The sequence below is a fragment of the Terriglobus roseus genome (assembly GCF_900102185.1).
GTDB classification, from domain to species: domain Bacteria; phylum Acidobacteriota; class Terriglobia; order Terriglobales; family Acidobacteriaceae; genus Terriglobus; species Terriglobus roseus_A.
Map to the genome: position 1 here is coordinate 2,735,630 of NZ_LT629690.1, position 13,275 is coordinate 2,748,904.

13 protein-coding genes are annotated in these 13,275 nt (G+C 58.1%); 1 reads left to right on the forward strand and 12 read right to left on the reverse strand.

Going from position 1 to position 13,275, the window contains the following annotated elements; translation table 11 throughout:
• Nucleotides 1-9 precede the first annotated feature (9 nt).
• From recO to BLT38_RS11425, 12 genes are all read right to left on the reverse strand, one after another.
• Entirely contained in the window at nucleotides 10-753 is a 744-nt protein-coding gene (gene recO, locus BLT38_RS11370) for a DNA repair protein RecO (protein WP_083345278.1), read from the reverse strand.
• A gap of 72 nt (nucleotides 754-825) precedes the next feature.
• On the reverse strand, nucleotides 826-1,086 hold the full coding sequence (locus tag BLT38_RS11375; RefSeq protein WP_047488873.1) for a 4Fe-4S dicluster domain-containing protein: 261 nt from the start codon (nucleotides 1,084-1,086) through the stop codon (nucleotides 826-828).
• Between the two features lie 128 nt (nucleotides 1,087-1,214).
• The gene (locus BLT38_RS11380; RefSeq protein ID WP_083345279.1) at nucleotides 1,215-2,114 is read right to left on the reverse strand and encodes an inositol monophosphatase family protein; all 900 of its coding nucleotides are present in this window, start codon (nucleotides 2,112-2,114) and stop codon (nucleotides 1,215-1,217) included.
• Nucleotides 2,115-2,131: 17 nt separating this feature from the next.
• Nucleotides 2,132-3,055 (reverse strand): VWA domain-containing protein, encoded by a 924-nt coding sequence (locus BLT38_RS11385; RefSeq protein ID WP_231966436.1) that lies wholly within the window; start codon nucleotides 3,053-3,055, stop codon nucleotides 2,132-2,134.
• Nucleotides 3,056-3,127: 72 nt separating this feature from the next.
• Nucleotides 3,128-3,883, reverse strand: a complete 756-nt coding sequence (locus tag BLT38_RS11390; RefSeq protein ID WP_231966438.1) for a molybdenum cofactor biosynthesis protein — start codon at nucleotides 3,881-3,883, stop codon at nucleotides 3,128-3,130.
• The gene (pcaD, locus tag BLT38_RS11395) at nucleotides 3,859-4,611 is read right to left on the reverse strand and encodes a 3-oxoadipate enol-lactonase (RefSeq protein WP_083345281.1); all 753 of its coding nucleotides are present in this window, start codon (nucleotides 4,609-4,611) and stop codon (nucleotides 3,859-3,861) included. Before pcaD ends, BLT38_RS11390 begins: the two co-directional genes overlap by 25 nt.
• Entirely contained in the window at nucleotides 4,608-6,308 is a 1,701-nt protein-coding gene (locus BLT38_RS11400; RefSeq protein ID WP_172838241.1) for a hypothetical protein, read from the reverse strand. The genes pcaD and BLT38_RS11400 overlap by 4 nt, the downstream gene beginning before the upstream one ends.
• Before the next feature lie 203 nt (nucleotides 6,309-6,511).
• Nucleotides 6,512-6,928: an energy transducer TonB gene (locus BLT38_RS11405; RefSeq protein WP_083345283.1), complete on the reverse strand. Its 417-nt coding sequence runs from the start codon at nucleotides 6,926-6,928 to the stop codon at nucleotides 6,512-6,514.
• Between the two features lie 245 nt (nucleotides 6,929-7,173).
• Nucleotides 7,174-9,219: a CocE/NonD family hydrolase gene (locus BLT38_RS11410; RefSeq protein ID WP_083345284.1), complete on the reverse strand. Its 2,046-nt coding sequence runs from the start codon at nucleotides 9,217-9,219 to the stop codon at nucleotides 7,174-7,176.
• 83 nt (nucleotides 9,220-9,302) lie between these two features.
• Entirely contained in the window at nucleotides 9,303-10,274 is a 972-nt protein-coding gene (locus BLT38_RS11415; RefSeq protein ID WP_083345285.1) for an ABC transporter ATP-binding protein, read from the reverse strand.
• A gap of 3 nt (nucleotides 10,275-10,277) precedes the next feature.
• A complete protein-coding gene (mobA, locus tag BLT38_RS11420; RefSeq protein ID WP_083345286.1) occupies nucleotides 10,278-10,937 on the reverse strand; it encodes a molybdenum cofactor guanylyltransferase in 660 nt (219 codons plus the stop codon).
• Nucleotides 10,934-12,301 carry a dipeptidase gene (locus BLT38_RS11425; protein ID WP_083345287.1) on the reverse strand — a complete coding sequence of 456 codons (1,368 nt, stop codon included), beginning with the start codon at nucleotides 12,299-12,301 and terminating at the stop codon, nucleotides 10,934-10,936. The genes mobA and BLT38_RS11425 overlap by 4 nt, the downstream gene beginning before the upstream one ends.
• 69 nt (nucleotides 12,302-12,370) lie before the next feature.
• Between BLT38_RS11425 and BLT38_RS11430 the strand changes: the two genes are divergently transcribed.
• A complete protein-coding gene (locus BLT38_RS11430) occupies nucleotides 12,371-13,153 on the forward strand; it encodes a class I SAM-dependent methyltransferase (RefSeq protein WP_083345288.1) in 783 nt (260 codons plus the stop codon).
• Nucleotides 13,154-13,275 lie beyond the last annotated feature (122 nt).

A 13,275-nucleotide genomic window follows, 5' to 3' on the forward strand; every position in this document is an offset into this window, starting at 1 on the left:
GCGAGTCACTTACAACGTTGCCAGCACACGAGCACTTTTCAATCGCTCTTCCAGATGCCGTTCGAGCACACTCACCGCGAACCGCCGCAACTGCTGCAACGCGGCGCGTGAAAGCTCTCCCTCTTCAATCAACTGCGGCAAAGGTTCGCGGAAGATACGAGCGGCAGCAGCAATCGCCTCAGCAGGCAACAACACAGAGCCCTGAGGCCGCTTTCCTTCACTGAACACGCCATCCCTCAGCGGCGAGTAATACACCGCGCGATTCCGCAGGGACTCGCCACTCAAAGCACAACGCCCAAGGTCCGGCATCCACCCCAACAGTCGTGTAATCCAAAGCGCGAAGTATGTCGCGGAAACTGCCGTTGTCCCTCGCCGCAGCATTGGCGCAACCGCCGCGGCCAGACGAAACACATCATCCTCCGGCGCGTGGTCTGGCAGCGCGCCTTCCAGAATCTCCGCCAGAAAAGCCAGCCCCGCTGCACGCGTGTAGTCCACTGGATCCCGCAAGGGCGACCACACAATCTCCAGCCGTTCCAGCCGCACCACATCCTGCTTTGGCCGCTCTACCCACGCCGCCTGCACCTGCGTCATGGGCTCCAACGCCCCGCCGAAGCGCCGCCGCGACTTCATGGCATGCCGCGCCACGCCACGCACCACGCCCTGCTCGCGCGTGAAGAACGCAACCATCAGGTCTGCCTCAGCGAAAGGCCATGTGCGAAGGACTATCGCCTCGGATTGATGCGCGGTAGGCACTCATCTCATTGTGCCGCAAACGCAAAGACGCGCAGCCGAAGCTGCGCGTCTTGAAATGCTTGCAAAGAAAACTTAGCGACCGTAGTGGTCAGCAGCCTTCTGTGCGAAGTCAACCCACTTGTCGGGCAGATCGTCCGCTGCGTAAATCGCGCTCACCGGGCAAACCGGAACGCACGCGCCACAATCGATGCACTCTACCGGGTCGATGAAGAGCTGCTCGTTGCCGTCGTAGCCATCCTCGCCCTTCTTGGGGTGAATGCAATCTACCGGGCAGGCATCGGCGCAGGCCGTGTCCTTCGTGCCGATACAGGGTTCTGCGATGACGTATGCCATGGTGGGTGAATCCTTTCCAAACAACTAAAAATGTGGCCCGACGCTGTTCCCTCAAACAGGTTATTGGGCTTCGAAAAGATAATAACAGTTGTGGAAATCGGACTTTTGCGGACGGATATCCGCTCCCGCTACCGCTCCGCTGCTTCAGCCTCGTCCCGACGCTTCTTAAACTCTTCTGGTGTAGGGATTGGCGACACATTCCGTCCCGCAAACATGTCCGCAAAAAGCGTGCGCATCTCGGCCGCGATCAGGCCATTTGTCGCCAGCACCTCGTGCGAATCCAGCCGGAATCGCGATCCATCAAACCGCGTAATCTCGCCGCCAGCCTCGGTCACCAGCAGCGAACCCGCTGCCGTATCCCAGGGGTTCAGGTTGAACTCCCAGAAGCCCTCCAGCCGACCGCACGCCACATACGCCAGGTCGACTGCTGCAGCACCTGCGCGGCGCACGCCATGCGACCGCAGCGTGAACTCCTGGTAGAAGTGGATGTTCGGGCTCTCATGCCGTTTGCGCGAAGGAAAGCCTGTCGCAATCAGCGACTCCTGCAACATCTTTGTCGGCGCCACGTGAATTTTGTGGCCATTCAGATAGGCGCCCTTGCCCTTCTCGGCAATAAACAACTCATCGCGCAGCGGCTCGTAGATCACACCGGCAACGATCACGCCATCAGCATCCTGAGGCGTTCCCGCAGGCCGATGCTCAAGCCCCATGGATACACAGAAGTACGGAAATCCATGCGCGAAATTCGTGGTGCCATCCAGCGGGTCAATGTACCAGCGATACTCGCTGTCCAGTTGTTGTCGCGTTCCCTCTTCGCCAAACACGCCATGCTGCGGAAACACTGCTTTGAGGCGCTCACCAATCAGCTTTTCGCTGGCGCGGTCCGCCTCTGTGACGATATCGACATCGCCCTTGAACTCGGCTGTAACGCCGCGTTCGTAATAGCTCTTCAGCAATGCTCCTGCTTCACGGGCAATGGCGGCAGCGGGAACGGCAAACGGAAACTGGCTGGCATCAAGTTCTGGCATCGCCACCAGTCTACGCGTCAGCGAGCGTCTGCGTAGTAGCCGGTCTTGCTGCGCACGCTGAGGGTCTGCGCAGCGGTTGGATCATTCAACGTAACGCTGATCCTTCGAAGGCTGGAATCGTTACCCCGCTTCGGCGAGTAATACCCGATCAGGTATTGGTTTCGCAGATCATCCGACAGATGCGCAAACGCCGTCTTCAGATCTTCCTTTTCCGTCACGTAGAAGTACTTGCCACCCGTATCCTCGGCCATCTGGATCAGCGCGTGTTCGCCTGCCACATTGCGTCCCGCATCCGACAGAATCGGCATGATGATGATCGGATAGATCGCTGCACCGGCCCGCTGTGCCTCCGCAACCGCCTTCTGATAGCCGATTTCCTTGCGGATGGAGTTGTCACCACCATCCGTGACCAGCACCAGCACACGTCTGCGCGTCGCATCCGGCTTCGCTTCGGTCAGCCGCTCACTCGCAACGTAGATGGCGTCGTAAAGCGCCGTATCCTCGCCTTTATTGAGCCTCTTCAAGCCATCGTCGATGCGGCGCCAATCATTCGTGTAGGACACAACCTCAGTAGACTCATATGCGAACGAAATCAGGTCCATCTCGTCTTCCGGACGAAGCAATTGCTGCGCAAACTTCTTCGCGGCATCGCGTTCCGTACGAAACTGCGAGATGACGGAACCAGACGTATCTACCGCCATCACAATCGAAAGCGGCGTACTCGCCTCACGCTCAAAGATGGCAATCTTCTGCGTGCGCCCATCTTCCTTCACGGTGAAGTCATCCTGAGTCAGCCCGGAAACAGGCGCGCCATGCACATCCGCCACATTTACGGGAACATTCACCAGCCGCGTCTCCACACGGATCACCGGGGCGTCCTGCGCAAATACAGGCAAACCGATCAGGAGCAACGCAGGCAGCAGACAACGAAGACGCTTCACGAGAGGGAGAACTCCAAGGGCAACCATACACCCTGCTTCGTTGGACTTTGACGATCTTCCTGCGGTGAGCAGTTACACAGTGGGAACAATCGCTTCCGGAAATGGTTCGCCATCCACCCAGACTGCGCCATCTACAAAGTGTTCCTTCTTCCAGATGGGCACCTGCTTCTTGATGGTGTCAATCAGCCATCGGCAAGCCTCAAACGCAGCACCACGATGGGCGGAAGCCACGGCAATCAGGATGCTCGTTTCACCCACCTCAAGCCGTCCCAGCCGATGCACTACGGCCACATCGCGCACACCGAACTTCGCAATCGCCTCAGCTGCAAGCTGCTGCATCTGTGCGAGCGCCATTGCGTCATACGCCGAATACTCAAGAAACAGCGTCTGCCGTCCGCGGGTGTTATTACGCACAATGCCGTCAAAAACGGTGAACGCACCATCCTCATCGGCCTTAAGTGCATCGGTGATCTTCTTCGCGTCAATCACGTCATGTGTCAGTTCAATCGGGGAAGGTGCGCCACCACTCACTGGCGGCAACAGCGCCACTTCATCGTGCTTGGATAGCTCCTGTGAAGCCGTCGCATACTGCTGATTCACCGCAACGGCAATCTTCTCCCACAGCGGCCCAAGCTCCGGCGACAGCACGCGATAGTAGCGCACCAGGTCGCCGACATTTGTACCGGGAAATTGCTCCAGCACTTCCTCCGGCCCAAAATGATCGCGAAGCACACCGAAAAACAAAACACGCAACTGCATGTCATTCAGCATACGTGCATCCAGAACTCGGAAATGGGTACCAGCTATTGGAGAAAGTTGAGCAGGCATTGGTTGAAATTTTCTGTGGATTCCACGTTTGAAAGATGGGCGGCGGGCAGGGTGCGCTCTTGGCTGGTGGGAATTTGGCTTTGCAGGAACTGGGCGTCTGCGAGAGTGCAGACGGCGTCGTGATCGCCAGCAATGATCAGAGAAGGCGCAGTGATAGAGGCAATTTCATCGCGCAGATCGCAGGTGCGGAGCGCTTCGCAACAGGCAACGTAGCCTTCAGGATTGCACGCGAGCATGCCTTCACGGATGGAGGCCACGACCTCTACATGCGATGCGGCGAAAGGCTCAGTAAACCAGCGGGAGATAACCGTATCTGCGATGGAGGCCATGCCGTTGGCGCGGACTTCAGTGATGCGCTTTTGCCAGCCGTCTTCTGTACCTACTTTTGCTGCGGTATTGCAGAGAACAAGTTTCTCGATGCGATCCGGTGCATGAACACCAAGCCATTGGCCGATGACGCCGCCGAGCGAGATACCGCAAAAGTGCGTACTAGGAATGTTGTGGTAATCGAGGAGTTGCAACACATCATTGCCGAGATCGGCGATGGAGTATGGTCCCACCGGTGAAGGGCTACCGCCGTGGCCTCGCATGTCATAGCGCAGAACGCGGAAGTGCTGCGTTAACACCTGCATTTGCGGTTGCCACATCTGCATGCGTGCGCCGAGTGACGTAGAGAGCACGATGCATGGCGCATCGTGCTCTCCCACGAGTTCGTGATGAAGGATCATTTCGGCTGCGCGACCTGCCCTGCGGGCGGCTGAATGGATGTACTCGACGGCAATGGCGCTGCAGTCGTGCCCGGGCTTTGGGTTGCGGCTTTAGGTTTGCGTTTCGTGGTGCGGCGATGAGGACGCGATGTGGTTGCTGCTCCAGGTCTGCCGTACGATTCGCTGTGGTGTACGACCGCGCGCTCATTGATGGCGCGGCCTTCTTCATTGAAGGTGGAACCGACCGACAGGTAGATGTTCTGCACCTGTGCAATGCCGCCGTCCTTCACGCGCACCTGGATGCGCGAGGCGTCGATGCCCTTCTCCTGCGTGAGATAGAGCTTCACATTCACAGCGCGCTCTGCGGCCATTGCCGCGCGTTCACGCGATGTGTGGTCGCCCAGAACGACAAGAGTTGAGTCCTGCTGACGTTGCAGCGAGAGCGCCACATCATCAAGGCACGCCTTGCCTTCGTTGTCGACGCGCGCTGGACGGCGACGGTCGCGTTCGAAGGAGACCGAACACATATCGTTCTGCAATGGCAACGGTGCTAGGTTGGGGTCAGTTGTATAGGTCTCCTTGAGCGTGACCGGAATGGTGACGGAGGCGGAGGCCATCTGGCCGTGGTCGTCGCGCGCATTGCAGGTGACCGTGATGGTCGTGCTGCTGCTCGTGACGGTGTTGATATCGCGGGAGACCGGCGCGGTGATGGTGGCCGTGTTGCCGTTGACGTTCAGGCGACCGCTGGTGGAATTGAAAGCGTAGACGAGCGTGCGATTGTCCGGGCTCATTCCTGTAGCTGTGACCGTTGCCGTGGCGCCGGGCGCGATGCTGGTGGGTGAGGCGACGCAGCTTACCGTGGGCGGCTGTGGCTGACGAACGGAGAATGCGGCATCGCATTGCGCAGAGCGATGCTTGCCCTGGGTGACCAGACCAGTGACGTGATAGTCGCCCGCTGGCAGACCAGCGGTGTCAATAATGACACTGTCTGAACCTTCGCCGAGGATCATACCACCTGTCGTGTGCCACGTGTACTGCATGGGCTTCAGGACATCAAAGCCAAGGATCTGCGAATTGACGGAGACGCGCTCACCCGCGATGTTATCGACACGGTTGGCGGAGCAGCTCATCTGCGCCTGCATGTCAGCAGGGTGACGGCCGCCGAAACGGAAGACCAGACCGGTGCTGGCATTCAACGTGTTGTTCTTCGCTATGCCACCGGAGAGCCGGTCTGCGGAGGCCGGGCCAAAATCAACGTGGTTGTACTCGTAGTCGCCCTGGAAGAGGCGGACTGCGAGCCAGTCATGGTGATACGTCGGCACCCAATCCAGGCCCACACCCGCAGTGCCGTTCCAGCCATACTTGCGACCGTTGTTCGCAGGACCGCCGAGGAACGTGGAGCCGCCAAGCACGTGGAAGAAAGGTGTGAAGCGATGCGCGGAGGTTTGGAACTGAAGTCCGAGATCCATGTTCCCTTCTGGACCATGGACATCATCCACATGCGAGCCGAATTGCGCAGTCACACCAAGCCACGGGCGCAGAAAGTAAGTTGCACTGCCGATCGCGCCAAACTTCACATCAGGGAACGCGACGTTGTTGATCTTCGCGTCGATGGGATGCCAGTAGGAATAGCCCGTGTAAATCTGCACACGCGGCGTATCGAGTTCTCCAGGAGAAGACGGGCGTGCCTGTGCCGTGAGAGGAACCAGTGATATCACGCTGAAAAGCATCGAGGCCAAGAGACGAGAGAAAATGACGCGGGGGAACAATCCGGGCATGATGAATGCCACTATATCCCGCCATGAGCGGAATGTAAGTGCCCCGCATGGGTCTTTGGCCTACAAAAGCAAACAAGGTCATCCACGAATGGATAACCTTGCGATGTAGCAGACCTTGTGGCCTGCCCCTGAGGGAGCGATGTTTAGCGCAGTGCTACGTGCAGCGTGACAGGCACAGCAACCGGCTGACCGTCGAGCGTGCCTGCCTTATAACGAACCTTGCTAACAGCGTCAGAGACCTTAGCAGCGGTCACAGCATCGATCGGGGTAACAACCTTTACGTTCTCGGGAACACCAGCTTCGTTCACGGTGTACTGCACGGTGACGTCAGAAACGTGCGGCGTGTTCAGCGAACCAGCCAGCTTCACTTCCGTGAGGCGGATGGGAGCAACGATACCGCTGAAGATGCGCGGCTTGGCAGCGTTGATGGCGCTTGCCTGGAATGCGAACGCCGGAGCGTCTACAGAAGCAACCAGGTGAGAGATGCCAGAGTGAAGAGCCTGAGCGGGAGCAACAGCGGGAACGATAGCGAGAAGAGCGGCGGCGAGGACAGAGCGCATTGGGTGATCTCCTTATTTCGATCGGCTTGCGTTAACTGTTAATCGAGGCGTCCCTCGGTGTGTTCAACACCAAAATAAATCGAATAAGCAATCACTGTCAAACATTTTCTGGAATTATTTTATGCGCTCCAATAACAGCTTATTTTGCATGAGCTTAGCGGCTGAGTGCGGTTACCGATATGCAAACAGAGAGGCCGCCTTGCAAAAAGGCGGCCTCTCTGGATTAGGTTGCTTGTGCGTGCTGGTTAGTTCTTCAGATCGACTGGAACGACCGGGAGGCTGATGAAGGTGGCCTTCCCTGCTTCGTGGTAGACCTTCTGCGTGGCTTTCTCATAGTCCGAGGGCTGCGCATTGAAGATGTTTGGCACGTACTTCTGCGGGTTGCGATCGTAGAGCGGGAAGAGCGAGCTCTGGATCTGCACCATGATGCGATGGCCCGGCTGGAAGACGTGGTTCACGTTGGGCATGTCCCACTTGTACGTAAGCGCTTCGCCCGACTTCAGTGCTTCCGGCTTTTCAAAGCTGTTGCGATAGCGTCCGCGGAAGATGTCCATGGAGATGGGCAGCTCATAGCCATTCATCTCGCTGGTGTGGCCATCCGGGAAGACGTCAATCAGCTTCACGACCCAGTCGCTATCGGTGCCGCTGGTGCTGGCAACCAGGTTGACCTTGGGAACACCACTCACCCGGAGCGGCTCCTTCAGTACATCGCTGGTGTAGACAAGGACGTCAGGACGGCCATCAATGAAGCGCTGGTCGTGCAACAGCCACGTCTGCCATCCACTGTTCTCAATTGGGCGCGGCAAGAACGGGACAGGGTTTGCAGGGTCAGAGACGTACTCGTCAAACTTGCCTGCGGCGGTGGGTGCGTCAAAGCTCAGCTTACCGTTGGCGCCAAGGTAGAGCGGCTTGGGCTTCCAGTCGCAGCCGGACTCACAGGAGAGGGGCCACTTGGTTGGCGTGTCCCAACGATTTTCGCCCGTGTTGTAGATGTACACCGGCTTGATATCCGCCTTGGGCCCGTTCTCGCGCAGATACATGTTGAAGAACGGAAGCTGCACGTTGTCGCGGAACCAGGCGGTGGTGTCGCCATCCCAATACATGGGGCCGGTCTGCTTGCCTTCGCGGTTGACCTGCGAGTGGAACCATGGCCCCATTGCGAGGATGTTCATGGTGTTGGTCTTGTCCTTGGGCTCCCATGCGGCGTACGAGTGGTTCGCGCCGTACATGTCTTCCTGATCCCAGAGACCCTGCAGCCAGATAGTGGGGACGGTCAGGTCAGCCTTGCCGATGAGCTTGTCCAGCGCCTGCGACTGCCAGTAGGCGTCGTATGCGGGATGGTTTTCGACCATCTTCCAGAAGGGCAACTGTTCCTGCCCCTGCCAGCGAGCAAAGTCGCCAGCCGAACCGAGCTTGCGGAAATTTTCGTAGTCGTCGCTACCTTCGTGCGTCGCGCGTGCACCGGCTCCGCGAGCGGAGGTCTGCGAGACGAAGTAGTCCAGCATGCGCTGGCGGAAGGCGCCGTACTGGAACCAGTCATCGCCCATCCAGCCGTCAACCATGGGGCTTTCCGGGATGGCTGCCTTCAGCGCGGGATGCGGGTGAAGCAGCGCCATGACGACGGTGAATCCCTCATAGGACGAGCCGATCATTCCAACCCGACCGTTGGACTCTGGAACGTTCTTCACGAGCCAGTCAATGGTGTCATAGGCATCGGTTGTGTCATCTGCGCCGGTAGGATTCCACGGGCCAACGGGCGGCGGCGTCATCAGGTACACGCCTTCGGAGCCGTACTTACCGCGAACGTCCTGATAGATGCGGATATAGCCATCGCGCACGAAGACTTCATCGCTCAGGTTCAACTCGTCCACCATGTGCGAGGCTGGCGGCTTCACGGCTCCGGGTCCCGCAGGTCCACCTGCACCGGGACGGCGTCCTGCAGCAACCGGAGCAGCGGGCTCTGGTGTGCGCGCAGCGTGGGCGCGAGCCGCAGCGTTGTAGCAGGTACGCGTCATGAGCATGGGTGCGTTCTTCGCGCCCTTGGGGATCACGATGACCGTATAGAGCTTGGTGCCGTCGCGCATGGGAATCATGACAACGCGCTTTTCGTAGTCCAGCGGCAGCGGCGGCTGCTGCATGGGCGGTTCATGCCGAGGCGGCGTGAACGTGGGCGGGATCATGTTCTTGTCTGTGGGCCGCGTACCAAGCGGTTCCTGGGCAGAAAGAGTGGCAGCAGAAGCACTAACCAGAACGGCCAGCGTAGCCATGGCAAGACGGCGTGTAACGAGCATCGTAGACGTCCCCTGAGAATGTTTGAATATGCGGAATTATCGCAGGAGAACGAGATTTGGGATAGCGATTTACTGCGCCGATATCACTGCGGAAGGACAAGTTCGTCCATCGCCATAAACTCTTTCAGCACTGGATCATCGCTGTGTTCCAGCTCTTGCAGTGTTCCGAAGAAGCGCGCCGTGCCCTCATGCAGAAAAAGAACCCGATCTGCCAGCTTTTTTGCGAAACGCATGTCGTGTGTGACCACGATGCTGGTGAGGTGAAGCTGTCGCTTCAGGCGTTCGATCAGGTCGCCAAGGAGATGTGCGATCAGCGGATCGACCATGGTGGTGGGTTCGTCGTAAAGGATAGCCTCCGGCTGCGATGCGAGCGCTCGCGCAATAGCGACGGAGCGTTTCATGCCGGTGGAAAGGTCGCTGGGTAGCAGATCATCCATGCCCGCGACGCCAACCATCTCAAGCAGCCCCTTCACGATCTGGCGGATCTGCTCCTCATCGAGATCGTTCTTTTCGCGCAGCGGGAAAGCCACATTTTCGCCTACGGAGAAAGAGTCAAACAGTGCGCCGTTTTGAAAGACCATGGTGACCTTGCGGCGAACCTCGAGCATCTGGCGCTCGTTGAAACTGCAGATGTTTTCACCGGCAACGCGGATGGTTCCTTGGTCGGGCTTCAGAAAACCCATCAACATTTGCAAGGAAACAGACTTGCCCACGCCAGAGCGACCAAGGATGCAGAGCGTTTCTCCGGGGCGTACAAAGAAGCTGACATCTTCCAGCACCTTGAAGCTGCCGAAGGACTTGTAGACGTGCTCGAAGGCGATGTAGGGCTTGTTGCCCTCATCAATGTTGGTCTCGTTCTGCTCGGCTGCCTGCTCGAAGAACTCGCCTACCTCTTCGGCGACATCCTGCGAGACGGCCTCCACTAGCGGTTTGTTCAGATCTTCTTCGCTGGTGTTCTCCGCAGTCGCGTGGATGCCCTCGTGGTTCGGCTGCAACTCCTCGACGTGTTCCGCGGGCTCCTTTTGCGAGCCATTTTCCTGTGTGCCGTCTGCCATTTCTTATTCAGATGCGCGTTGCGGAAAAGCGTTCTCCGTGCGCAGCAACTCCTTCGCAGCCTCGAAATCGTCCGGCGTGTTTACGTTCGTGAACCAGATCGACGCCGTGAGTTCGTCTGTGATTTCTTCCGCGGGAAGAACACACATGCCCTGCGGGCAAACTGCTTCAGCGGCATCGCGCAGCACCGGCAACAGTGTACGTCGGCCTTGTTGCACAGCTTGCGTAACGACTTCGCGCGTCGAGCGATGCAGCAAAACAGGCAGAGGCTGCAGCTTTCCCGGCGCGTCAAAACAGGCTACGTTCGGTTTGCCGTTGCTGATGCCCCGGCTGACAAGTTCCCGCAACGCGGATGCAGGCAGAAGAGGCACATCCACTGGAACGATCAGCAACCACTCCTCACGCGCGTCGTGCAGCGCTGCATCAAGACCACTGAGTGGACCGCTGGCTGCAATACGATCGACGACAACGCGGCCATAGGGGGCGAGATATTCACCATGCGTTTCGCTGCCGCAAAGGATGGATACATCGCTGCACACCTGTTCCAGCTTGTGCAGGGTCATCTGCAGCAATGTGTAGCCGCTGATACGCAACAGGGATTTGTCGCGCCCCATGCGCGAACTCTGGCCACCGGCCAGCACGTAGCCGCTAATGTTTGGCTTCATTGGCCTGCGTGCACCAGGAAGCGCACGATCGATTCCGTGCCGCGATAGAAGTTGCTGATGTTGAACTTCTCATTCGGGGCGTGCAGGTTATCGTCTGGAAGACCGAAGCCCATCATCACCGTGGGCACATGCAACTGTCGGGCGAAGTCACCCACGACGGGGATGGAACCACCGCCCCGAACGAAGACTGTCTCCTTGCCGAAGACTTCGTGCATGGCTTCTGTTGCCGCATGGATGAAGGGATTATCCGTGCCGACGACGATAGGATCGCCCGAGTGGATCATGCGGATTTCTACGGAGACTCCGCGTGGAACGATGGTTGCAACGTAGTCCTGCAGTTTGCGAAAGGTGTCGGCCGGGGTCATACCAGGGACGAGACGTAGCGAAACCTTCGCCAATGCCTTTGCGGGGATCACTGTCTTTGCACCCGCACCGGTAAAGCCTCCGGGCATGCCGTGTACATCCAGCGTGGGTCGCGCCCAAGTACGTTCCAGCACGGAGTATCCGGGCTCGCCTGTGAGTTCACTACTACCAACTTCAGTTTCTCGATAATGCTCTTCATCAAACGGCAACGACTTCCATGCGGCGAGCTCCGCGTCCGTAGGCTTCTGAAGACCATCGTAGATGCCGGGAATCAAGATACGTCCGTCTGCATCCTTCAACTTTGCAATGATCTGCGAGAGCGCCACAAATGGATTCGGCGCAGCGCCACCGTACATGCCGCTGTGGAGATCCGTCTTTGAGCCATGCACCTCAATCTCGGTATAGATCATGCCGCGCAGGCCAACACACAATGTAGGCAGATCTGGCGCGAAGAGTTCCGTATCGCACACCAACGCAACGTCGCACTTCACTTCTTCAGGATGCGCGCGCAAAAATTCGGCGATGCCTTCACCACCGACCTCCTCTTCACCCTCAGCAAGCACGCGAACGTTCACAGGCAACGAACCGCTCTTAAGCAACGCCTCTAGCGCCTTCACCTGCATCCAGAGCTGGCCCTTGTCATCAACTGCGCCGCGGGCGTAGATATTGCCGTTGCGCTCCTCGGGCTCAAAGGGAGGCGACAGCCATTCATCGAGCGGATCTGGCGGCTGCACGTCATAGTGGCCGTAGCAAAGTACAGTTGGCTTCCCTGCAGCGTGCAGGTAGTCAGCGTAGACAAGCGGATGGCCAGCCGTTTCGATGAGCCGCACATTTTCCATGCCAATGCGCTTCAATTCGGCGGCCAAAAACTCCGCTGCGCGGCGCACATCGCCTGTGTTTTCTGGCAACGTGCTGATGGAAGGGATGCGCAGAAACTGCTTCAACTCGTCCAACGCATTGGCCTTATTTGCTTCGATAAATTGCAGCGCGGTATCCAGCATGCTTCTACGTCCTTCCAAATTTCTTATGTTTGTTGCGGCGAAACTGCACGCAGGCAAACAATCAGATGCATGGAAAGCACATCACAGACCGCACAGCAAACGCAAACAGGACAGACGTGGAATGCCAACCAGTATGCCGCCAACGGCCGTTTCGTGGCTGACCTTGCAAAGGATGTCGTCGCGCTGTTAGCTCCGCAATTGGGCGAACACATTCTGGATCTTGGCTGTGGTGACGGTGCGCTCACCGAGCAGATTGCGGCTTATGGAGCAGTTGTAACCGGATGCGATGCTTCAGCCTCTATGCTGGAATCGGCGAAGGCGCGTGGATTGAATGTCGTTCCCGCGGATATGCGTTCGCTGCCGTTTCAGGGTGAGTTTGACGCAGTATTTTCAAACGCAGCATTGCACTGGGTGACCGATCTGCCAGCAGTGGCGCAGAGCGTGCACCGGGCACTGAAGCCGGGCGGACGCTTTGTGGCGGAGATGGGCGGGTTGGGCAACATTGCGGCCATTCGAGTGGCACTGCAAGCCGTCATGACCCAATTTGGGATTGACGCGGAGAAGGATGCGGCTTCGCGATACCCATCCCGCGATGAGATGCGCGGCATTCTGGAAGATGGCGGGTTCCGCGTTACGAGCATTGAAATAATCCCCCGCCCCACGCTGCTGAAGAGTGGCATGGAGGAGTGGCTGAATACCTTCCGCAATGGCATTCTGAGCAAACTTTCAGAGGCGGATCGGCAATCTGCGGTCGACCAGACAGTCGCACTGCTTCGTCCGGCACTGTGCGATGCAGAGGGTGTTTGGTGGGGCGACTATGTTCGTCTGCGCTTCCATGCCGTTCGCGAATAACGGCCATGTGATTGAATAAAAAGAAAGCGGAATCGTTTTAGCGATCTCCCGCATCTTGCATGAAACGGCTGGCTCAGGCGAATTGCACACGCGCTGAATCTGTGCCCTTCGTTCCTACAAGG